Genomic DNA, 22,193 nt, shown 5'->3' with positions numbered 1-22,193 from the left:
GCCGCCCTCGGCATTTCGCTACTGTGGCCGACCGGCGTTGGCCGCCCTCATTATCGGCAGTGCCTTTTCTCACTGCCCCTGCTTTTGGAAAATTCTATGTGGATCAAGAACCTGACTGTCTTTGTGGGCGAAGAAGCCTTCCCCTGTTCCGTGGCCGAACTGGATGAAATTCTGGACCAGAACCGCTGCCAGCCCTGTGGTTCGCAAACCGAGCGTACCGAAGGCTTTGTGCCGCCGCTCAAGGGGCAGGACCCCATGGCCTACGCGGTGGACGGGTTTATTTTTTGCACTTATCAGGAAACCGCCCGCCTGTTGCCCGGGCCGGTGATCAAGGAACTGCTGGATGAAAAAGTGGAGCACATCCAGCAGGAAGAAAGTCGCAAGGTGGGGCGTAAAGAAAAGGCGGATCTGAAAGAGCAGATTACCTTTGAGTTGATGCCTCGTGCATTTACCCGCTCGCGCCGCACTTCTCTGTTGATCGATACCGAGCGCAAGCGGGTGATGGTGGATTCTTCCTCCGCCAGTCGCGGCGAAGAAGTGATCGCCTGCCTGCGTAAAGCCATCGGCTCCCTGCCGGTGGCGTACCCGGCGCCGAATTCTGCTCCTTACACCAGTTTCAGTAACTGGCTGCGTGATACCAAGCTGTTGCCGGAAGGCTTCACCCTGGGTGACCGCTGCGAACTGAAGGGCGTCAAGGACGAAGGCGCTGCGGTGAAGTTCACTGCCGTGGATCTGGGCCAGGAAGAAATTCTCGCGCACCTGGAAACCGGCATGGTCGCCACCCGCATCAATCTGGCGTGGCAGGATTCCCTGGAACTGGATATCAATGAAAAGCTGGAGATCAAGCGCATCAAGCCGCTGGATCTGTTGCAGGAAAATATTGATGCGCTGGATGCAGACGATGCGGTAGCAGAGCTGCAGGCGCGCATCAGTTTGCAGGGCACCGTGCTGCGCGAAGCGCTGGATAGCCTGTACGGCTATTTTGAGGTTTAAAAGAAACGCATCACGCTGCATGCATCAAGCAACACTCATCGCGTAAGAATGCGAAGAAAGTGATCTTGTTCAGTAACGCCGTACCCGCGCTAAAGGTTTTGCGCGGGCACGGTCTTTCAAGTCCCAAGAGGGTTAGCCCGCGTTGTTGCGTGGTGCGTCAGGCGTGAGGCATCTTGCGCTAGTCATTAATGTCTTCATCGTCTTTCTGGTCCTTGTCCATCTTCACCGGTGAGTTCTTGTCGCACTGCGGTGAATGCTGGAAGGTCTGGGTCACGTCCAGATAACCAAGGTGGGAAATGGTACGGCGGCCCAGCAGGATCGGGTAGATCATGTCCGAGCGGTCGTTCAGGGTGAACTGCTCTTCGTACACCGTATTGCCCATGCACACTTTCATCAGCACTACCGGGCGACGTTCCGTGCCGCCGGCACCGCGAATCAGCACCTTGCGGTAACGGGGTTTCTCGAAGTTTTTTTCCACTTTTTTACCGGTGGCTTCGTCCACCACATCCACGGTAAAGCGAACCCAGTCCTCACCATCTTTTTCGAACACCTCTACGTCGGTGGCATGGAGGGAAGAGGTAAGCGCGCCGCTGTCCAGCTTGGTTTTCAATTCCACACCCCAGGGCACCAAAGTGGATTTTTCCACCCAGCCAAACACCTTGGGGCTATCCGGTGATTTCGCCATGGCCATGCCGGTGCTGCTCAGCAGTGACGCAGTAATGAAAGCGATGAGTCCTTTTTTCATGGGCGCTCCTTGATCGTGAAAGCCTTGTGCGTAAAACGGTGGGTGCCGGAACACCCTGTTGGCAGGGTATGACTGTAATCGCCGCTGACCGTTCCCCGGCAAATCATTGACTCTCTGGCTGCTAGCAGCCGCCAGCCAGCCATCCCGACCCCTCTTTTACAGGTTACCATTGTTCCATAATGCGCCGTTGCTCAAGGCGCCTGAAAAAGGCCGGAGGGCCAGAGATGACACCAATTATCGCACCACCATCAATCAAGCTGCTGCTGGGTGAAAGCCGCGCCGCGTGGGCCTATGGGCGCTACCTGTTGCGGGGGCTGGGGCACCGGCAATTGCCGCCGGGGAAAGGGCAGCCGGTGCTGGTTTTGCCCGGTTTTGGCGCCAGTGACGTGAGCACACGACCGCTGCGCAAGGCCTTGTCCCGGTTGGGGTATAACGTTTACGGCTGGGCCCAGGGCACCAATACGGGCATCAACAGCAAACGTAAAAACCTGTTAGTTACCCATCTGCAGGCGATCAACACGCGCCACGGGCAACCGGTGGCGCTGGTGGGCTGGAGCCTGGGCGGGGTGTTTGCCCGGGAATTGGCGCGGGCCTTTCCCGATCAGGTGAGTCAGGTGTTTACCCTGGGCAGCCCCATCAATGGCGACCCGGAGGCCAACAACGTCTCCACGCTTTTCAATCTGTTCAACCCGAACCGCCCGCCAGCGGACCGGGAGGCCTTTAACCAGCGCATCGCCGCGCCGCCGGTGCCCTGTACCGCCATTTTCACCCGGCAGGACGGTATCGTGGCCTGGCAATGCAGCCAGGAAGAAGAAGGCCCGCTGACAGAGAATGTGGAAGTGCAGGGCACCCACGTGGGCCTGCCCTGGAACCCCCAGGTGCTGGCGGTCATTGCCGAGCGCCTGGCGCGAAGCCCATTACCGGGAGATCTGCCATGAGCGCACTACAGCCCGGCCGCTATCGGCACTTCAAGGGCAACGAATACCAGGTGATCGGCCTGGCCACCCATTCCGAAACTGGCGAAACCGTGGTGGTGTACCATCCGCTCTACGGTGATCAGGCCCTGTGGGTGCGCCCGCTGGCCATGTTCACCGAAACCGTGGATCGGGAAGGCAAGGTGCAACCCCGCTTCGCGAGGATAGGCGATTAGCGTCAGGCTTTAAGCATTTGGCGTCCGTTAACTTTGAACTTTCAACTCCACTGGATGCTACAATGGCGGCCTTATTCATGGAGTTAGCCCGTTATGTCTTCGTTTGCCGACCTGAACCTGCACGAGCGCCTGATCAAGGCACTTGGCGAGCTGGAAATTACCACCCCGACCCCTGTTCAGACGGCAGCGATTCCGGCGGCGCTTGAAGGCCGTGATTTACGCGTGGTGGCCCGCACCGGCAGCGGTAAAACGGCGGCGTTCCTGCTGCCCATGCTGCATCAGCTGCTCCAGTATTCCCGTCCGCGCACGGATACCCGAGCCCTGATTCTGCTGCCCACTCGCGAGCTGGCCCAGCAGACTCTAAAGCAGGTGGAGGCCCTGGGCCGTTACACCTTTATCAAGGCAGAGCTGTTGACCGGCGGTGAAGACTTCAAGGTGCAGGCCGCCAAAATGCGCAAGAACCCGGAAATCCTGATTGGCACCCCGGGTCGCCTGATCGAACATCTGGACGCAGGCAACCTGCTTCTGCAGGACCTGGAAATGCTGGTGCTGGATGAGTCCGATCGCATGCTCGACATGGGCTTCAACGACGATGTGCTGCGCCTGGCCGCGGAATGCCGGGCCGAGCGGCAGACCCTGCTGTTCTCCGCCACCACGGGCGGTAACGCCATGGAAAACATGATCAGCAGCGTGCTTCGTGATCCCAAATCGCTGGTGCTTGATTCCGTACGTGACCTGAACGAGTCCGTCAGCCAGCAGATCATCACCGCCGATGACGTGAAGCACAAAGAGCGGCTGGTGCAATGGCTGCTGGCCAACGAAACCTATGAAAAAGCCGTGGTGTTCACCAATACCCGCGAACAGGCCGATCGCCTTGGCGGGGTGCTGGTGGCCTCCAACCTGAAAGTGTTCGTGCTGCACGGCGAGAAAGATCAGAAAGACCGCAAACTGGCCATGGATCGCCTCAAGTCTGGTGCCGTAAAAGTGCTGGTCGCCACCGACGTGGCCGCCCGGGGCATTCACGTGGATAACCTGGATCTGGTGATCAACTTCGACATGCCCCGCAGCGGCGACGAGTACGTGCACCGTATTGGTCGCACCGGCCGGGTAGGTGGTGAAGGCACCGCCATTTCCCTGATCGCCGCCCATGAATGGAATCTGATGGCAGGCATTCAACGCTACCTGCGGCAGAACTTTGAATATCGTCTGGTAGAGGCCCTGCGTGGCAACTTCCTGGGGCCGAAAAACCTGAAGTCCAACGGCAAGGCCGCGGGCAACAAAAAGAAAAAAATGAAGAAAAAGGCAGATGCCAAGAAAGGCATCAAGAAACCCGGTGCCAAGAAAAAAATCGCCAGACCCAAACGCAATGCCAAGCCGCCCACGCAGGACACCAAGGGTGGCTTTGCCACAGTGAAACGGAAAAAGACCCCCGGGCCACTGGATTGAGAGACGCTGCACGCAACACGCTGCAGGCAACAACACGAAGCGGAGCCGTACAGGTTTTGATAGATGAGAGGCCGCGCCCTTATTCCGGGCGCGGCCTCTCACGTTTATAAAACGACAAGCCTTGATCGCGTTGCTGCGTGAAGCGCGTCGCATGAAGCGTCTCTTTTAAAACTCCGTAAAATTCCTGCCCCCTTCACGTTCTTTCGGCGCCTTTGCCGTCATTCTGGTACGGTTATTCCAAGGAGGTGGCTGTGCCGGAACAGAAGGGGGTGGAGTCGATGTCTGCTGATACACTGCTGTGCCCGGATTGCGGCACGCAGCTTGCCGTGCCTTCTCGGCGCGCCCGAGGCGCCTGGCGCTGCCCCTGTTGTGATTCCCAGCTGAGTGGTGCCTGGACGTTGCGCCCTGATTCCCTGCTGGCACTAACCGTGGCGACGGCCGTGTTATGGTTGCCGGCCCTGATCCTGCCGTTGATGCGCCTGGAAAACCTGGGCCTGGACCGTGAGGCCAGCCTGCTGGATTGTGTGCTGCGGCTCATGGAGGGCGTTTACTTTCCCGTCGGGGTCTTGCTGCTGTTTACCCTGGTTTTCATGCCGCTGCTGAATTTGCTGTCTGCAGGGCGCCTGCTGTGGGCCGCCCGTGGTCATACGCCCTCGGCGCAGCCGGATCCCTTCTGGATGAAGATTTACCGGCAAAGCCGGGAATGGGCCATGACGGATATTTTTCTGCTCGGCATTCTTATCGCCATGACCAAACTCGGTGACATGGCCACCGTGACTCCCGGCCCTGGTCTGTTTTGTCTGGTGGTGGCAGTGTTTTTGCGTTTGATCGTAGAAACCCTGGCGCAACCGGATCAGTTGCAACGGTTACTGGAGGCGCGCAATGGCGATTAATCCGCCCCCGAGGCAGCAGCGTGCCTTGGCCTGGTCATTACTGATTGCCGCTATGGTCTGGTTAGTACCGGCCAACGTGCTGCCGATCATGGCGGTTACTGAAACCGGGCGCGGCAAGGCCAGCACCATTGCCGATGGCATCTGGCAACTGTTCGAAGCTGGCATGCCGGGTATCGCCATCATTGTTTTTGTTGCCAGCCTGTTGGTGCCGCTGTTCAAGGTGCTGGTGCTGGCGGTGATCTACTGGCGAGCACCGCGCGAAAATAATCCACTCACCAGTACCCGGGCGTACCGGCTGGTGTACTGGATTGGTCGCTGGTCCATGCTGGATGTCTTCGTGGTGGCGCTGCTCGCCGCTGTGGTGGAATTCGGCAATCTGGCTCGTGTGGAGCCGGGGCCGGGTATTATCGCCTTTGCCCTGGCCGTGGTGCTGACCATGTTGTCCGCCCACGCCTTTTCTCCCCAACAACTCTGGATTCAAGACCCTGACGGAGCGGACCATGGACACGCCTGAAGTGAAACATTCCCGCTGGCCTTCGCCTATCTGGCTGGTGCCCTTGCTTAGCTTGCTGGTGGCCGGCTGGCTGCTGTATGACCAGCTTTTGCAGCGTGACGTGCAAATAGAAATTACCTTTGAAAATGGATCAGGCATCAAGCCGGGGGTAGACCTGCGCTACCGGGGTGTGCCGGTGGGCAGTGTGGATGAAATCGTACTCAGTGATGACCTGAAACACGTGACCGTTCATGCCAGCCTGAATCGGGATGCGGAAAAACTGGCTCGCGAGAAAAGCCGCTTCTGGATTGTAGAGCCGGAGCTGGGCATCGCCGGGGCGCGCAATCTGGATACGCTGGTGTCAGGCAAATACATCGCCGTGGAGCCCGGTGGGGGAGAATCAAAAAAAGAATTCGATGGGCTGGAAACACCGCCAGAGCAACAACCGAACCTGGGCTTGAAGATAACCCTGGTGGCCGATCACCTGGGCTCCCTGAAAAAAGGCCGCAAGATTTATTATCGTGATTTGCAGGTGGGCACCATCGGTGAAAGCGAACTGAGCGAAGGGGGCCGCTTTGTGGAAATTCAGGCCATCATCGAACCGAAATACGCCAAGCTGGTACGCAGCAATACCCGCTTCTGGAACAGCTCCGGGCTCACCGTGGACATCGGCTTGTTTAAAGGTGCAGAAGTGCAGGCCAGCTCCCTGGAGAATTTACTCCGTGGCGGCATCAGCTTCGCGACCCCGCCAGAGCCGGGCCCGCTGGCGAAAGCGGGGGAGCGCTTTGATCTCTACAAACAACCGGAAGACGACTGGCGCGAATGGGCGCCGATCATGAAGTGGAAATAGCCGCAGCACGCGTGTTAGGCATGCTTGAACTGTGACGAAGCTGAAGTGTTAATCGTTTTCCCTAGGGTCTTTCTGGAGGGTTCCCTCTCCCCTCAAGGGAGAGGGGACCTAATAGATGGCGCAGGTTTGAGCTGCTGCCCTACATTATTTTCCCGACCATTTTTAACGGTAAATTCCGCATGGCAAACCCCAGCGGCCCCCAGGGCCAGCCGGGAACGGAGGCGTTTTTGCTTTCTTTCTCGATGGCTTTCACCAGTGCCTTGCAGCCGGTTTCGGTGTCCACCAGGAACGGGGTGTTTTTCACTTTTTCGTTAATCTCGGAACGGATGAAACCGGGGAAGATCGTGGAGACCTTGATCGGGGAATCCTGCAGTTCCACTTGCAGGCCTTCGGCCAGCATGGCCACGCCGGCCTTGGTGGCGGCATAGGTGGTGAGGTTTTTCTTCATGCCGCGCATGGCGCTGATGGAAGAAATCATCACCAGGTGGCCGCTGTTCTGGGCGCGGAAAATTTCCATGGCCGCTTCGGTTTGTGCCAGCGCCGCCACGAAGTTGGTTTCGGCGGTCTGGCGGTTGGCGTAGAAGTACCCGGTGCCCAAGGGCTGGCCCTTGCCCATGCCGGCGTTGATGATGATGCGGTCGATGCCGGCCAGTTCCGTGCGGAAGGCATCAAACACCGCAAACACCTGATCGTAGTCGTTCACGTCCAGTGGCTTGATCAGCACCTTGATGCCGGGGTGTTTTTCTTCCAGTTCGGCCTTCAGTGTTTCCAGCCGATCCATGCGCCGGGCACACAACGCCAGGTTGCGACCCATGGCGGCAAACAGACGCGCCATGCCTTCGCCAAGGCCGGAGCTGGCACCGGTGATTAGAATATTCTTGCGTGTCGGCATTACTGTCCCCTTGCTAATGGCTGCTGTAGGAGCACCTCTTGAGGTGCGAACCTCGCGAAGCGAGGCGACAGCGTTTGTGTCGCTCGCTGATGTTTTCTGAAACCTGTCGAGCGTTGATATTCCTGATCGTCCTGCGGACGATTTCCGCGCTGGCGCGCAGTTCGCACCTCAAGCGGTGCTCCTACAGCAGCTTCGTAGAAATGTTGAAGTTATCAGGTCGCGCCTATCGATACGTCACCTGCTCGCTTGGCAGATGCAGATGCTCGTTCACCGAGACTAGCCGCAGCTTGCCGGCGTTCACAAGCACGCGGGTCACACTGGTGTTGATCAGGTTGCGGTTATAGGTGATCAGAGCTTCCGCATCCAGTGCCATTAGCTGTTGGATGATCACGCTGATGGCGCCGCCGGAGGTGAACACCAGGGCGCTGTCGCCGCTGCTCAGGCTGTTGCCCAGGCTATAGGTGCTGGCCAGTACCCGTTCGCGAAACGCGGGCCAGGTTTCACTGTAGTCCCCTTCGCCGCGCTGCCAGCGACGCAGGGCCTGTTCAAAACGGGCCTGGAACACCTTGCGCGGTTGTTCCTGTTCCGCCAGCCAGGCGGTGAGCGCCGGGCGGTCGGTGGCCAGGGGCCAGTCCATGGCGAGCAGCTCTTCGTGGTTGTACTCATTAAAACCGGTGTCGGTGTGCCACTCTTTTGGCAGCCCCAGTTCACCCAGCGTCGCCTCTGCCGTTTCCCGGTGGCGGCGCATGGTGCCGCAGATGGCCCGGGGAAAACCCAGCGACTGGTTCTGCAGGGCACGGCCAAGAATACGGCTTTGCTCCCAGCCCGGTTCGGAAAGCTGGTCGTAATCTTCCTTGCCGAAACTGGCCTGTCCGTGGCGAATAAGGTAAATCACCGGCATAAATCAGTGCTCTTTTTTCTGTTCGCTTTGTTCCAGCTTGCGCTGCAGGCGCACCGCGCCTTTCAGCATGATCCGGTTGAACACAAACGGCAGGAAGCGCTTGATCCAGTAAGCGCGGCGGCCGCTCTTGTGGGGCAGCAGGAAAAACTGTTGTTTGGCCACCGCCTGTTTGATCATTTCAGCAATCTGGTCGGCGGTGAGCTCGTCGCTGGACAGCAGCTTGTCCACGGTTTCGATCATGCCGGGTTCCGGGGTGCGCATGGACTCGTGCAGGTTGGTGCGGAAAAAACCGGGGCACACCACGGTGGTATGAATGCCATAGGGCGCCAGCTCGAAACGCAGGGTTTCCGACAGGGAAATGACGCCCGCCTTGGTCACGTTATAGCTGCCCATCACCGGTGCATGCAGCAGCCCGGCCAGGGAGGCGATATTGACGATATGCCCGTGGCCCTGGCGTTTCATCATCGGCACGAATACCTTGCAGCCGCGCACCACGCCTTTCACGTTGATATCGAAAATCCAGTCCCAGTCGGCCATGTCGCCACGGTCGATGCGGGCAGCACCGGCCACCCCGGCGTTGTTGACCAGCACGTCCAGCCCGCCCCAGTTCTGCTCCAGCCATTCGCGGGAGTTATTGAAGCTGGCGGCGTCGCGCACATCCAAATACTGGAACTGCAATTCGCCGGGCAGATCCTTGAGGGCGGCCAGGGTTTCGGCAGCCCGTTCCTGGTTCACGTCACCGATTAGCACCCGGGCGCCCGCGCGCAGCCAGGCTTCGGCCATGGCGCGGCCCAGCCCGGACGCGCCGCCGGTAATCAGGATGCGTTGCGGGGTCTGACTCATGGTGTGTCCTGTTGTCATGGTGATTTCGGTCGCGGATTGTGCATTAGTCGGCATCAGGGGTCTTATCCATTGACCGATGCTAGTGATGGCGTTTCAATAAATCCAATGAATCCTCGCAATGACCAATGATAAACGCCATGCATGTTTCGCGCTTCGATCTCAATCTTTTCGTGGTCTTCGATGCCATCTATACCGAGGGCTCGCTGACCCGCGCCGCCAAGGTGCTCAACCTCACCCAACCGGCGGTCAGCCACGCCCTGGGGCGCCTGCGCGACCGCCTGGGTGACCCGCTGTTTGTCCGTCAGGGCAGCCGCATGGTGCCCACGGCCAGGGCGCGGGCCATGGTCAGCCCGGTGCGCCACGCGCTGGGCGGGTTTCAGCGTTGCCTGAGCGAAGAGGGCGGTTTCGATGCCAGCGAAGCGGAGCGCACCTTTGTGCTGGGCCTGCGTGATGGTCTGGAAGGGCAGTTGCTGCCGGCGCTGATGAGCCAGTTCATGGATGAGGCGCCGGGGGTGAAGTTGCAGTCGCTCACCGTGAGCCGCCGGCAAATGGCCACCGAGCTGGCCAGCGGCCGGCTGGACCTGGCCTGCGATGTGATGCTGGCGTTGCCGGAAGCCATTGAGCACCAGGCGGTGCTGCACGGCCCGCTGGTGGTGATGATGCGCGATTCTCACCCGCTGGCCGAAGGCATGGATCTGCCGGCCTACCTGGCCGCCCAGCATGTGCTGGTATCGTCCCGCCGCGAAGGGCCGGGGCTGGAAGATTTCGGCCTGGCCCGCCAGGGCTACCGGCGTCATATTCGCTTGCGGTGTCAGCATTATCAGGCGGCGCTCAGCACCGTGCAGCAAACCGACTTGTTGCTCACCATGCCCGCCAGCCTGGCCGGGCAGCTGCGGCGCCAGGGCCTGGTGCTCAAGCCGTTCCCCGGCGAACTGCCCGGCCTGGAAATGCACCTTTACTGGCACCGTGACCAGAGCGCTGACCCGGCGCACAGCTGGTTGCGCCAGCAAGTGCTGGCGCAGTTGCAAGGCATGCAGAGCGAAATCGAGCTAAGCGCGCCTTCGTTGTAGGTGCTTTGTCGGGTTACGGCTACGCCTCTCTGTGCCCTTGGGTAAACACGACCTACCTAAAAGGGAGTTTTTGGTAGGTCGAATTAGCCTAAAAGGCGTAATCCGACAAAGCCGCGCGGTGCCCGTAAACGCGACGCTGTTCCTGCTTTGAAACATTTTCATAAGGTTCCGTTTATTGCTTCTCTTGCCGGCTTGCTAGTGTCAAACGGCGCTACAACGTTTGAAAAACTGATAAGAAGTGAAAAAGGGAGAGTAATGAAACATTCAATCAGCAAGTGGCTGCCGGGTGCTCTGGCAGTAACCGCCTTGTTCGGGTGTCAGACCGATCTGCCACCGCCGCCTCCGGCCGAAGCCATCTGGTTCAATGGCCCGGTCATCACCGTTAACGATAACGCCCCCGAGGCCCGCGCCGTTGCGGTGCGCGATGGGCGCATTGTGGCCGTGGGCGAGAAAGACACGGTGCTGCGTTATCAGGGGGACAGCACCACCCTGCACGATCTGCAGGGCAACACGCTGCTGCCCGGTTTTGTGGATGCCCATGGCCATGTGTCCTTTGTCGGTTTTCAGGCCATGAGCGCGAACCTGTTGCCGCCGCCGGATGGTGGCATCAGCAGTGTGCCGGAGCTGGTTAATACCTTGCAGGCCTTCGCCAAAACGTCGGAGCTGAACAAGCAGTTCGGCATTATTTATGGCTTCGGTTACGACGATTCCCAGCTGGCAGAGCAGCGTCACCCCAGTCGCGCAGAGCTGGATCAGGTCAGTGCCGATACGCCGGTATTGATCGTGCACCAGAGCGCCCACTTCGGTGTGCTCAACAGCGCCGCGCTGAAAAAAATCGGCATCACCGCCGACAGCCCCAACCCGCCCGGCGGTGTCATCGTTAAAGACCCGAAAACCGGCGAGCCCACCGGCCTGCTGGAAGAAAATGCCTTCTTTATGGCACTGGGAAAGTTGTTCCCGAAAATGAACGGCGAGCAAGCCGTGGCCATGCTCAAGGAAGGCGAGCGGCTGTACACCCGTTTTGGCTACACCACCCTGCAGGATGGCCGCAGCTCGCCGCAGCACGTGAAGGTGGCCATGGGTGCCGCCCAGGCCGGCGTGCTGAAAGCCGATATCGTCTCCTACCCGGATATCCTCAACGAGGGCGTGGACGAATTGATGGTGCCGCCGTTCTACCACAACGTGGACAGCACACCGCAGTACCATAATCATTTCCGCATCGGTGGCATCAAGCTGACCCTGGACGGCTCCCCCCAGGGGAAAACCGCCTGGCTGACCGAGCCCTATTACCAGCCGCCCCACGGCAAGGCCGATGACTATGCCGGCTACGGTGTGGTCAAGGATGGCAAGGTGGTAGAGGTGTACACCAAGGCCCTGGAAAACGGCTGGCAAACGCTGACCCATGCCAATGGCGACCGGGCCATCGACCAGATGATCATGGGCTGGGAAAAAGCGGAAGCGGCGGTGCCCGGTGTGGATGTGCGCCCGGTGCTGATCCACGGCCAGACCTTGCGCAAGGATCAGGTTGCCGAACTGAAAACCCTGGGCATCTTCCCGTCTCTGTTCCCCATGCACACCTTCTACTGGGGTGACTGGCACCGCGATTCCGTGCTCGGCCCGGAGCGGGCGGAAAACATTTCACCCACTGGCTGGGTGCAAGAAGCGGGCATGCGCTTTACCACCCATCACGATGCGCCGGTGGCCTTGCCCGATTCCATGCGGGTGCTGGATGCCACCGTGAATCGCACCACCCGCACTGGCAAGGTGCTCGGTGAAGCGCAAAAGGTCAGCGTGATGACGGCGCTTAAAGCGATGACGCTCTGGTCCGCCTATCAGCACTTTGAAGAAGCCAGCAAAGGCTCCATCGAAGTGGGCAAGCTGGCGGATTTTGTGGTGTTGTCGGATAACCCGCTGACGGTGGAGCCGCAAACACTGCACTCACTCACCGTGCTGGAAACCATCAAGGAAGGGGAGTCTATTTATCAGCGCAGCGAGGATGAGGCTGCCGCTGCGGCCACTGCGTTAGTGGCGCCGCCGCTGGGCGTGTCCATGGCGCAGGCGCAATGGCCGGCAAGTCATGGCCATTACGGTGCCGATGGCTGCTTCGGCCCGGCTCTAGAGCACATCTTCCATGCGCTGAGCGGCACCGAGCACTGAGCTGCTCAATGTTGGGTTACGGCCTTCGGCCTAACCCAACCTACAGGGGGCAATGTCGGGTTACGGCTACGCCTCTCTGTGCCCTTGGGTGAACACGACCTACCTGAAGCGTGGTTTGGTAGGTCGTATTAGTCCGGAGGACGTAATCCGACAAAGCCTCTTAACCCGCCTGGGTCGGCAACAATGTCCCGGCCCAGTGCGGGTTCTCTTCCAGCCGAATATCCCTGGGCTCCACGCTCTCACCGCAATGGCCGCATTGCAGTTTGGCCTCCAGCGGTTCGCCGCATTGGCGGTGCACGCGGGTCAGTGGTGGGCCGGCTTCGTCGGCCAGGTATTTGTCGCCCCACTGGGCCAGGTGGGCAATCACCGGGTAGAGGTCGCGGCCCATGGTGGTCAGCCGGTATTCGTGGCGCAGGGGGCGTTCCTGGTAGGCGACTTTCTCCAACACTCCGCCCTCGGCGAGCTTGCGCAGCCGGTCGCTGAGCACATGGCGGGTGACGCCCAGCCGTTGCTGGAAATCATCAAAACGGCGCACGCCGAGAAAGCAGTCGCGCAGCACCAGCAGCGTCCAGTTATCGCCAATAATGGCCAGCGAACGGGCCAGTGAGCAGGGCTGTTGGTCGATGTCTTGCCAGCGCATAGTAAACCTCCGGGAACATTTTCTGATCATACCTGCTTGACGGGTTCCCAAAAAGAACCGACTATCAGTTCCTAATTGGAACTAACTGTTTGTAGAACGAACCTGTTGGAGGCCCCATGCCAGAATCCGCCGTAGTGGTAATCGGTGCCGGTGATGCCACCGGCGGCGCCATCGCCAAACGCTTTGCCCGCGAAGGCTACACCGTCTGCGTCACCCGCCGCAGTAAAGACGCCTTGGCGCCGCTGGTGCAGGAGATCGAAGCCGCCGGCGGCAAGGCTCGCCCGTTCGGCTGTGATGCCCGCGATGAAGACCAGATGGTGGCGCTGTTCGACACCATCGAAAAAGAGGTCGGCCCGGTGGAAGTGGTGGTGTTCAACATCGGCGCCAACGTGTTCTTCTCCATTCGCGAGACCACTGCCCGTGTCTATCGCAAGGTCTGGGAGATGGCCGCCTTCGCCGGTTTCCTCGCCGGCCGCGAAGCCGCCCGCGTAATGGTGCCGCGCAACAAGGGCACCATTATCTTCACCGGCGCTACCGCTTCATTGCGCGGCGGCAAGGGTTTCTCCGCCTTCGCCGGTGCCAAGTTTGCCCTGCGCGCGTTGGCGCAAAGCATGGCACGGGAGCTGGGGCCGGAAGGCATTCATGTGGTCCACCCGATCATCGATGGTGCCATCGACACCGCCTTTATCCGCGACAACTTCCCGGCCAAGTATGCCCAGAAAGAACAGGATGGCATTCTCAACCCGGAACACATCGCCGACACCTACTGGATGCTCCACCAACAACCCCGCGACGCCTGGACCCACGAAATCGACCTGCGCCCGTGGATGGAAACGTTTTGAAGAACGCAGCACGCAACAAAAAGCAGTTACAAGTTGAAAGTTCAAAGTTAAAACGCGAAGTCCGCCCAAGATCACTCAAAGGCCTTGGCTTCGCGCTCAAACCGTTTGAAGCGCGGGCACGATATAAAAGAACATGGTGATTCTTCTCGCGCTTTTGAACTTTGAGCTTTGAACTTTTAACTCCGCCCATCGCGCCGCGTACCCGCAGTGCACAGAGAGCGTCGCTCCTACATGACAATCAGAAAGGACAAGAACCATGACCCAAAAAATCGAATTCCTCTTCGACGTGGGCAGCCCCACTGCCTACCTGGCCTGGAGCCAACTGCCTGCCCTGTGTGAGCGCACCGGCGCCGAGCTGGTGTATGTGCCTGTCCTGCTGGGCGGCATCTTCAAGGCCACCGGCAACAACCCGCCCGGCGCCGTGCCCGCCAAGGGCATGTACATGATGCGCGACCTGGCCCGCTACTCCGCGCGCTACCAGGTGCCGCTCACCATGAATCCGCACTTCCCGGTGAACACCATCACCCCCATGCGCATCGTCACCGCCGCCATCGGCACCCCGGAACAGGACGCCGTGATCACCGCCCTCTACAACGCCATGTGGCGCGAGCCCTGCAAACTGTCTGAGCCGGAAGAAATCACCCGCGTGCTCACCGCCGCCGGCCTGGATGCGCAAGCCTGGCTGGAAAAAGCCGCCAGCGACGAGGTGAAAGAGCAGCTCAAGGCCAATACTGAAGCCGCCGTAAAGCGAGGCGTGTTTGGCGCGCCGACCCTGTTCGTGGGCAATGAGATGTTCTTCGGGCAGGATCGGCTGGATTTTGTGGAAGAAGAATTGAAAGGCAGTTAATAGTTAACAGTGAATAGTTAATAGCGAAAATCAAAAACAGGAGTCGAATGTCCGGGGCGGACACAGCTTGCATCTGTAGGAGCTATGCTTGCATGGCGAACCGGCGACCCGATAGATGAGGCCGCAAACAGCAATCCCACCATCGCCGTTTGTGGCCGGCCCTTAACCTTCCATCAGTCCCGGCCAACGTCGCGCGCACCCATTGCGATGCCTTGCCTGCAAAATACGCAATTATTTGCTATCGTCGCCGATCTTTTGTCGCTGACGGATGCGTGCTGATGCTGAAATGGATTTATGGTGTGTTGATTGCGGCGTTTGTCGCGATTGTGGTTGGCGGTGTGGTCACCAAGGCCAAGGATTCCTGGCAGGCGCATCAAAATGCCATCGCCTCCATGCAGGAAAGCCAGATCAAGCACCGCCAGAAGCGCGATGAAGTCCGTGATCGCATTGCCCGCACCCAGGCCAAACCCACCCTCAGCGATCATGATCGCTGGCTGATCGCCCATCTGGGAAAAGCCCTTGATCGCCTGGACAAGGTCGTCGAGGGTCAGAAGGCCAACTCTGGCTTTGTTCACCGCAATATCCTGCGCAGTTGGGCAGGATATGGAACGCTGGCCCTCGCCATGCTGGTCTTCGCGTTCTGCCTCCTGCGCCCCGGCAAAGGGCTGACCCGTGAAGAGCGGCAGTGGCTGGCGGGACATCCGCGAGATATCCCCGGCCTGCTGCTCGACCCCGGCGCCTACCGCAATACCGCTGCCCCCACCCGCGGTGGCAGCAACTTTGTCACCGGTCGCATCCGGCAGGTCAAACCCGACGTGTTGCGCGTCACCGGCAGCCGGGCACTCAAGGGCATGGGGCTGGCCTTTCTCATTGCCCCGCAGGGCGGCCTGGCGGTAGAGCTGTACTATATTGTCGACGCCCTGTTCGTTGTCGGTATTCCCTTCGAGCAAATGAAATGGGGCGGCACCATGCAGACCCTGATGCTGTCCATCTCCTTCACCCTGGCCGGCCTGTTCGTGCTGTTCTCCACCACCAGCAACGCCCGCCTGGACCGTCGCCAGCAAACCATCACCCTGCCCGGCGACAACCGCACCCTGGCGTTCAATGAAGTGGAATCCGTCCAACTCAACCAGGTGCTCACCACCGGCGAGCGCAGCTTCGTAAACAGCCAAATCCAGCTGAACCTGCGCAACGGCGAATCCCTGTCCCTGCTCAGCCACGCCGGCAAGGAACAGATCTACGTGGACCTGATCCGCACCGCCCTGTTCCTGGATAAACCGGCGGTGATCCCGGAAGCTTGATTGGAGATTGATAGTGCTGGCTAACCTGGGGTTGGTTGTCGCTATTAATTATTCACTATTCATTATTAATTGCTTTTCAGCTCGCGCGTTTCCTTATACGCAAATATTGTGTAGATTCGGAACGGGATCACAAATAAAACCGGTCAGCCAGGGTGGCATGGCCTGCGAAAGCGAATCGGGGGAAGGGATGCCTGTTTGTTTATCCTTATGCTGGCCTGGAGCTGGCTTCTGCAATGTTTCCCTTCTCTGGCTCGATGCACGAGGCAATCTCCCAGATTTCCGCAATTTGATAAAATATTATGTGCTTTGGAGTAGGAGGTAACGGACAGGTGATTACCGAAATTCGCATGGATTCAGTGGCGAGTTTTAAGCAAGCTACGTCGCTCGTTACGGATAAGAAAATAAATCTTATCTATGGACTAAACGGAACTGGAAAATCAACAATCTCCAGTTTCCTGTATGAGCCCAGCAATCCTGCATTTACCTTGTGTAAAAAGGTGTCCGAAGAATCGGTTCCAGTTCTCGTTTACAACCAAAATTTCATTCGAGATAACTTCTATGTTGCGGATAATTTAAAAGGCATATTCAGTCTTTCAAAAGAGAACAAAGAGGCTGAGAAAAAAATAGCCAATGCGACAAAGAAGCAAGAGAAGATTAAGCAGGATCTACAAGGGAAGCGCAATGAAAAGGAATTAGTAAAACAGGGATTTTTGCAACAAAAAAATCAGGCTATAGAAAAAGTTTGGGACATCAAGAAAACTTATGCTGGTGGTGATCGAGTTCTGGAATACTGTCTCGAAGGTCTAAAGGGACAAAAAGACAAGCTTTTTTCCTATCTTCAAGAAATTCCGAAACCAGCCAGTGAACCGAAAAAAGACGTTCAAACAATCCGGCAGGAAGTAGAAGCACTCAAAGGTGATGATGCTCAGCCGCAACCACGCCTGGCAAACCTGTCTTTTGCTGCTCACAGCGTCGAGTCTGACCCAGTGTTCGGAAAATCCATCCTGGGGAATGCCGATAGTGAGGTTGCGGCTCTAATTGAGAGGTTAGGGAATTCGGACTGGGTAAAGCAAGGTCTTTCATACTTTCCAGAGAGCGTAGGTGATTCAAATGCGCAATGCCCCTTTTGTCAAGAAGCAACGATTTCGGAGAAATTTATCGACAGCGTGAGGTCGTACTTTGATGTGACCTACGAGCAGAATCTAAACGAGCTTTCACAACTTCTAAAGGCGTACCGAGATGCGGTTGACTCATTGCCAGGGATGAGTTCTTTTACCGACCATCCATTTGTAAAATACCGCAAGGACTTCATAACCAACAAATATAATTTGCTTGTAGACGCACTGCAGGATAATTCTCGCAAGATTGAAGAAAAGTTAAAGAGCCCAAAGGTTCCGGCTACGTTATCCGACACGACAGGATTGATAGCCGATTTAAACTCAGTAATCGATCAGATTAACTCTGAAGTCGACGAGTACAACGATAAGCTCAAGAACCGTGAATCTGCTCTCGAAAACTTACGCAACGAATTTTGGCAATTGATGCGGTGGCAGTATGACCAAACAATGGCAAGGTTTGATGCGGACTGGCGGGATGCTAATCAGAAATCGAAAGGCTTAGATATAGAGATCGGGAATATTGATGATGAGCTGGCTAAGATCAGGAGAGAAATTGCGGATGCACAAAAGCAGACTGTGAATATTGATCAAGCGATTACTGCTATCAATGCAGGTTTGAATGACCTAGGCATAGATGACTTCAGCGTACAGAAGCACTCTGACAATCTCTATCGCGTGGTGCGCGCTGGTGATTCCAAAGACGCATTTCACTCTCTAAGCGAGGGAGAGAAGATGATGATTAGCTTCTTGTACTTCTGCGAGCTGTGTAAGGGTAAGGCTAGTGCAGAGGATACACACGCTAAGCGCATCGCGGTAATAGATGATCCAATCTCGAGCCTTTCTCATGTATTCATCTTCAACGTAGGGCAGCTCATTCGTTCGATATTCTTCAAGGGGGAGCAGTTCAGTCAGGTTATTGTCCTGACTCATAGTCTCTACTTCTTCTACGAGATGACAGATCCGAATCACGAGCGCCGTAAGGAAACACAGAAATTGTTTAGGCTTTCAAAGCCCTCTTCTGGAAGCGTCATCCAGGAGATGAAATACGAGGAAATTCAGAATGACTATCAAGCGTACTGGTCCGTTGTTAATGACCAGTCTCAACCGCCAGCACTTATCGCAAACTGTATGCGCAATATAGTCGAGTACTTTTTCAACTTTGTTCGAAAGAAAGACCTGAATAAGGTTTTCCAGATGCCGGAACTCCAAGATGCGAAGTACCAAGCCTTTTGCCGGTACATCAACCGGGAGTCGCATTCACTTGGCCAGAACATCATAGATATGAAGGAATTTAACTATGACGTCTTCAAGGAGGGTTTGAGGTTGGTTTTTGATAAAACGGGCTACCTGGACCACTATAAAGCCATGTCTAAATGCTAGGGTTACGAGGTTCAGGTCTTACCCCGTGCGCTCCAGAAAACGATGATTTTTCATCAGTGAGGGTTGTTGCGAGAAATTGATGAAGCATCAGATTGACGAGGTGGTGCTGGAAAGATACCAAAAGCGAGTCGAAATCACCTCGGCCTGTGTCTTCTTTGTCGCCGCCGTTCTTCTCTACCTGATGACAGACAGTTTCTGGGCTGTCTCTGTCATTCCCCTCTATCCCCTGGCTGCCAAAATATTCTGGGAAGCATTGACCGCCTATCTCGATGATGTGGATGAGTGGCGCGACTGGGAAATAGAGAGAACACCCCAAGGGTTGCGTTTCCACTACAAGCATACGGGAAGCAATGTGCTTTTTTCTGACCTGTCAAAGGTAAAGGTCGATTCAAAGAATGGTGAGATTACGGGCCTGACACTGACATTGAAAAACGGGCAGCGTATCGGCGTGAACTGGTACAACGATATGAATGCCCTGTATCAACACCTGCTTTTCGGTGTCGACAAGAGTGTGGAAATTATAACCTGATTTTTCGTCTTCGCCGGCGTCCATCTATAAGAATGCCCTTGCTTCCAAAGAAGACAAGGGCATTCTTTTCGCAACTCGCAACTCGCAACTCGCAACTCGCAACTCGCAACTCGCAACTCGCAACTCGCAACTTTTAGCCTTTTATCGCCTTCTCCATAAACGGCGGCAACACCAGCGCCCCTTTATGCTGGGCGGCAGTGTAGTACTTCGTCTCGAACCCTTTCCCGGTCGCATCCCCTTCGCGGAACTGGCTCACGTCGGTGTTCTTGCCGGCCAGGGTGCAGCTCCACCAGCCGCTGGGGTAGACCGGCTGCGGGAAGGGCAGGGTCTGGGTGGAATCGAACCCGGCTTCGCGCATGTTCTTGTGAAGATCCTTGATGATGGTATCGCTGTGCAGCAGCGGGGATTCGGACTGCTGCACGATGATGCCGCCATCGGCCAGTACGCGGTGGCAATCGCGGAAGAAGTCAGCCTTGAACAGGCCTTCCGCCGGGCCCACCGGGTCGGTGGAATCCACGATGATCACGTCCACGCTGCCGTCGTCACAATCGCGCATGTATTGCACACCGTCTTCGAACAGCAGTTCGGCGCGGCTGTCGCCGTTGGACTCGCACAGTTCCGGGAAGTATTTCTCGGAGTAGCGGGTGACCATTTCATCGATGTCGATCTGGGTGGCTTTTTCCACGCTCGGATGCCGCAGCACTTCACGCAGGGTGCCGCAGTCGCCGCCACCAATAATGATGACGCGCTTGGGGTTGGCGTGGCTGAACAGCACCGGGTGCGACATCATCTCGTGGTAGAGGAAGTTGTCGCGGGTGGAGAGCATGGTGGCGCCATCGATGGTCATCAGGTAGCCGAAGGTGTCGGTTTCCCACATCTCGATGTGCTGATACTCGGTCTGCACTTCTTCCAGCTTTTGTTTCAGACGCAGGCCGAAAGCGGTGCCGGCGGTGTCGAAGTGCTCGTAAAACCAGTTGTTCTTGGGGGTGCTCATGGGCGGTTCCGGTGGAGGCAAATGGGGGTGTTCGACGGGTGAACGATAGTCGCGATTGTAAGTCCTATCGTGCGCCTGTCAAAGCAGGAAAAAGGGGTGCGAGTGCGGCGCCCCGGCAGGCATAATGCCCCCAGATAACTCCTTTATTCAGGACCCGTAATGACCGACAACTCTCCCTTGCCCGCCAGCGACATCTATAACGTGGATCGCTGGGGCGACAGTTACTTCCGTATCGACCACTTGGGCCAGCTGTGTGTGCGGCCCAATGGCGAGCAGGGCGGCCAGGCCACGCTGGAAGCGGTGCTGGAAAGCTGCCGGGCGGCCGGGTTGCGGGCGCCGGTGCTGGCGCGCTTTTCCGGGATTTTGCGCCAGCGGGTGAAGCTGCTGGCCGGCGCCTTCCGTGAGGCCATCGATAGCCAGCAGTATCAGGGCGACTACACACCGGTGTACCCGATCAAGGTGAATCAGCAGCGCCGGGTGGTGCACGAGATCCTGCGTGCCCGTGATGAAGGTGAGCGGGTGGGCCTGGAGGCGGGCTCCAAGCCGGAGTTGCTGGCCGTGCTGGCGTTGTCCAACCCGGGCGACACTATTGTCTGCAATGGCTACAAGGATGCGGAGTACCTGCGCCTGGCGCTGATGGGTGAGAAGCTGGGCTTCCGCGTGCATATCGTGGTGGAGAAAATGTCCGAGCTGCCGGCGCTGCTGGCGCTGGCGGATGAGCTGGGCGTGTCGCCGCGCATTGGCCTGCGGGTGCGGTTGATGAGCATCAGCAAGGGCAATTGGCAAAATACCGGTGGCGAGAAATCCAAGTTTGGCCTGAGTGCGCCGCAGCTGATGGCGGCCATCGAGCATTGCCGTGCCGCCGGGCGGCTGGACTGCGTGAAACTGCTGCATTTTCACCTGGGCTCCCAGGTGGCGAATATTCAGGATATTAAAGCCGGCATGCGCGAAGCGGCCCGTTACTACACCGAGATGCGCGCCCTGGGCGCGGCGGTGGAAACCGTGGATGTGGGCGGTGGCCTGGGGGTGGACTATGAAGGCACCCATTCGCGTTCCTATTGCTCCATGAACTATGGCGTGGCCGACTATGCCCGCCATATCGTGCAGACCCTGCAGCAGCAGTGTGCGGAACACGGTGTGCCGGAGCCGAACATCATTTCCGAATCCGGCCGGGCGCTGACTGCCCACCATGCGGTGCTGCTGGTGAATATCACCGACCAGGAGCAGATGGCCCCGGTGGCAGTGGATGCGCCAACCGCCGATGACGCGGCGGAGCTGCAACAACTGTGGGAACTGCAGCAGGCGCTGGCCGGTGAGCCGGGCAATCTGCTGGAGCGCTTTTCGGAAGTGACCGGTGCCTGGCAGGACATTCACCAGCGCTATATTGCCGGCGATCTGGGGCTGGCCACCCGCGCCCGTGGCGAGCAGCTGTATATCAACTGCCTGCTGGCCCTGCGCGGCCGCCTGAATCCGCTGCGCAAACAGCAGCGCGAACTGCTCGACAGCCTCAACGAAACCCTGGCGGACAAGTTGTTCGTGAATTTTTCCGTGTTCCAGTCGGTGCCGGATGTGTGGGGTATCAGTCAGGTGTTCCCGGTGCTGCCGCTGTCGGGCCTGGACAAACCCGCCACCCGCCGGGCGGTGATTCAGGACATTACCTGCGATTCCGATGGCCGCATCGACCAGTTTGTGGATGGCGAGGGCGTGGAAGCCACCTTGCCACTGCCGGAACAGCTCAACGGCCACCTGGGTATTTTCATGGTGGGCGCCTACCAGGAAATCCTCGGCGACATGCACAACCTGTTCGGCGACACGGATTCCGTGGATGTGGACGTGGATGACAACGGCAACATCGTGCTCGACCATGCCATTCACGGCGATACGGTGAGCTCGGTGCTACGCTATGTGAACTACGATACCGACAAGCTGCTGGCGTCCCTGGAGCAGCACTGCCGCCAGGCGCATTTGAATAATGCCGAGCAGGAAGGCTTTATCGAGCTGGTACGCGAGGGGTTGGCAGGGTATACGTATCTGGAGTAGCGAAGCGCCGTTCATGTAGGAGTTCCCTTCCAGGGGACGAACCTCGCGAAGCGAGGCGACAGAGGATTC

The 22,193-nt window shown here is 57.9% G+C and carries 21 protein-coding genes; 15 read left to right on the top strand and 6 right to left on the bottom strand.

The window, feature by feature from the left end; all coding sequences use genetic code 11:
* Positions 1-96 precede the first annotated feature (96 nt).
* Positions 97-993, top strand: a complete 897-nt coding sequence (locus COA55_RS03115; protein WP_290500602.1) for a recombination-associated protein RdgC — start codon at positions 97-99, stop codon at positions 991-993.
* Positions 994-1,171: 178 nt separating this feature from the next.
* Here COA55_RS03115 and COA55_RS03110 read toward each other — a convergent pair whose 3' ends face one another.
* Entirely contained in the window at positions 1,172-1,738 is a 567-nt protein-coding gene (locus COA55_RS03110; RefSeq protein ID WP_290500601.1) for an ATP-dependent zinc protease, read from the bottom strand.
* Between the two features lie 224 nt (positions 1,739-1,962).
* Here COA55_RS03110 and COA55_RS03105 point away from each other — a divergent pair, with 224 nt between their 5' ends.
* The 6 genes from COA55_RS03105 to COA55_RS03080 all read left to right on the top strand — a co-directional run bounded on the left by COA55_RS03105 (position 1,963) and on the right by COA55_RS03080 (position 6,570).
* Positions 1,963-2,676, top strand: a complete 714-nt coding sequence (locus COA55_RS03105) for an alpha/beta fold hydrolase (RefSeq protein WP_063520401.1) — start codon at positions 1,963-1,965, stop codon at positions 2,674-2,676.
* A complete protein-coding gene (locus tag COA55_RS03100; RefSeq protein WP_063521267.1) occupies positions 2,673-2,888 on the top strand; it encodes a DUF1653 domain-containing protein in 216 nt (71 codons plus the stop codon). Before COA55_RS03105 ends, COA55_RS03100 begins: the two co-directional genes overlap by 4 nt.
* 93 nt (positions 2,889-2,981) lie before the next feature.
* Entirely contained in the window at positions 2,982-4,334 is a 1,353-nt protein-coding gene (locus COA55_RS03095; protein ID WP_290500599.1) for a DEAD/DEAH box helicase, read from the top strand.
* A 278-nt stretch (positions 4,335-4,612) separates the two neighbouring features.
* Positions 4,613-5,227, top strand: a complete 615-nt coding sequence (locus COA55_RS03090; RefSeq protein ID WP_290500598.1) for a paraquat-inducible protein A — start codon at positions 4,613-4,615, stop codon at positions 5,225-5,227.
* Entirely contained in the window at positions 5,217-5,741 is a 525-nt protein-coding gene (locus COA55_RS03085; protein WP_063538823.1) for a paraquat-inducible protein A, read from the top strand. The genes COA55_RS03090 and COA55_RS03085 overlap by 11 nt, the downstream gene beginning before the upstream one ends.
* Entirely contained in the window at positions 5,728-6,570 is an 843-nt protein-coding gene (locus tag COA55_RS03080; RefSeq protein WP_290500596.1) for an MlaD family protein, read from the top strand. The genes COA55_RS03085 and COA55_RS03080 overlap by 14 nt, the downstream gene beginning before the upstream one ends.
* A 139-nt stretch (positions 6,571-6,709) precedes the next feature.
* Here COA55_RS03080 and COA55_RS03075 read toward each other — a convergent pair whose 3' ends face one another.
* The 3 genes from COA55_RS03075 to COA55_RS03065 all read right to left on the bottom strand — a co-directional run bounded on the left by COA55_RS03075 (position 6,710) and on the right by COA55_RS03065 (position 9,206).
* Positions 6,710-7,462 (bottom strand): SDR family oxidoreductase, encoded by a 753-nt coding sequence (locus COA55_RS03075; protein WP_155136326.1) that lies wholly within the window; start codon positions 7,460-7,462, stop codon positions 6,710-6,712.
* Between the two features lie 223 nt (positions 7,463-7,685).
* Complete coding sequence (locus tag COA55_RS03070) at positions 7,686-8,363, bottom strand: histidine phosphatase family protein (protein ID WP_290500595.1); 678 nt, start codon at positions 8,361-8,363, stop codon at positions 7,686-7,688.
* A gap of 3 nt (positions 8,364-8,366) precedes the next feature.
* The gene (locus COA55_RS03065; RefSeq protein ID WP_290500594.1) at positions 8,367-9,206 is read right to left on the bottom strand and encodes an SDR family oxidoreductase; all 840 of its coding nucleotides are present in this window, start codon (positions 9,204-9,206) and stop codon (positions 8,367-8,369) included.
* A gap of 137 nt (positions 9,207-9,343) precedes the next feature.
* On the opposite strand from COA55_RS03065, the gene COA55_RS03060 reads away from it, so the two are divergent.
* Positions 9,344-10,276: a LysR family transcriptional regulator gene (locus COA55_RS03060; RefSeq protein ID WP_290500593.1), complete on the top strand. Its 933-nt coding sequence runs from the start codon at positions 9,344-9,346 to the stop codon at positions 10,274-10,276.
* 255 nt (positions 10,277-10,531) lie between these two features.
* On the top strand, positions 10,532-12,433 hold the full coding sequence (locus COA55_RS03055) for an amidohydrolase (protein WP_290500592.1): 1,902 nt from the start codon (positions 10,532-10,534) through the stop codon (positions 12,431-12,433).
* 160 nt (positions 12,434-12,593) lie between these two features.
* Here COA55_RS03055 and COA55_RS03050 read toward each other — a convergent pair whose 3' ends face one another.
* Entirely contained in the window at positions 12,594-13,073 is a 480-nt protein-coding gene (locus COA55_RS03050) for a helix-turn-helix domain-containing protein (protein ID WP_290500591.1), read from the bottom strand.
* Between the two features lie 116 nt (positions 13,074-13,189).
* On the opposite strand from COA55_RS03050, the gene COA55_RS03045 reads away from it, so the two are divergent.
* The 5 genes from COA55_RS03045 to COA55_RS03025 all read left to right on the top strand — a co-directional run bounded on the left by COA55_RS03045 (position 13,190) and on the right by COA55_RS03025 (position 19,090).
* Positions 13,190-13,915 (top strand): SDR family oxidoreductase, encoded by a 726-nt coding sequence (locus tag COA55_RS03045; protein ID WP_290500590.1) that lies wholly within the window; start codon positions 13,190-13,192, stop codon positions 13,913-13,915.
* Positions 13,916-14,171: 256 nt separating this feature from the next.
* Entirely contained in the window at positions 14,172-14,762 is a 591-nt protein-coding gene (locus tag COA55_RS03040; protein ID WP_290500588.1) for a 2-hydroxychromene-2-carboxylate isomerase, read from the top strand.
* Positions 14,763-15,040: 278 nt separating this feature from the next.
* Positions 15,041-16,063 (top strand): hypothetical protein, encoded by a 1,023-nt coding sequence (locus tag COA55_RS03035; protein ID WP_290500586.1) that lies wholly within the window; start codon positions 15,041-15,043, stop codon positions 16,061-16,063.
* Positions 16,064-16,392: 329 nt separating this feature from the next.
* Positions 16,393-18,561 carry an AAA family ATPase gene (locus tag COA55_RS03030; RefSeq protein ID WP_290500585.1) on the top strand — a complete coding sequence of 723 codons (2,169 nt, stop codon included), beginning with the start codon at positions 16,393-16,395 and terminating at the stop codon, positions 18,559-18,561.
* A 79-nt stretch (positions 18,562-18,640) separates the two neighbouring features.
* On the top strand, positions 18,641-19,090 hold the full coding sequence (locus COA55_RS03025) for a hypothetical protein (RefSeq protein ID WP_290500584.1): 450 nt from the start codon (positions 18,641-18,643) through the stop codon (positions 19,088-19,090).
* Positions 19,091-19,223: 133 nt separating this feature from the next.
* Here the strand turns inward: COA55_RS03025 and speE are convergent, their stop codons facing one another.
* Positions 19,224-20,084: a polyamine aminopropyltransferase gene (speE, locus tag COA55_RS03020; protein ID WP_290500583.1), complete on the bottom strand. Its 861-nt coding sequence runs from the start codon at positions 20,082-20,084 to the stop codon at positions 19,224-19,226.
* A 159-nt stretch (positions 20,085-20,243) separates the two neighbouring features.
* Between speE and speA the strand changes: the two genes are divergently transcribed.
* Positions 20,244-22,124 (top strand): biosynthetic arginine decarboxylase, encoded by a 1,881-nt coding sequence (speA, locus tag COA55_RS03015; RefSeq protein ID WP_290500582.1) that lies wholly within the window; start codon positions 20,244-20,246, stop codon positions 22,122-22,124.
* The last annotated feature ends 69 nt before the right edge of the window (positions 22,125-22,193 follow it).

It is taken from the genome of Alcanivorax sp. (assembly GCF_002733835.1).
Classification (GTDB): domain Bacteria; phylum Pseudomonadota; class Gammaproteobacteria; order Pseudomonadales; family Alcanivoracaceae; genus Alcanivorax.
Note: the sequence above shows the minus strand (reverse complement) of the source record. Positions and strands in the feature narration are given on the sequence as shown.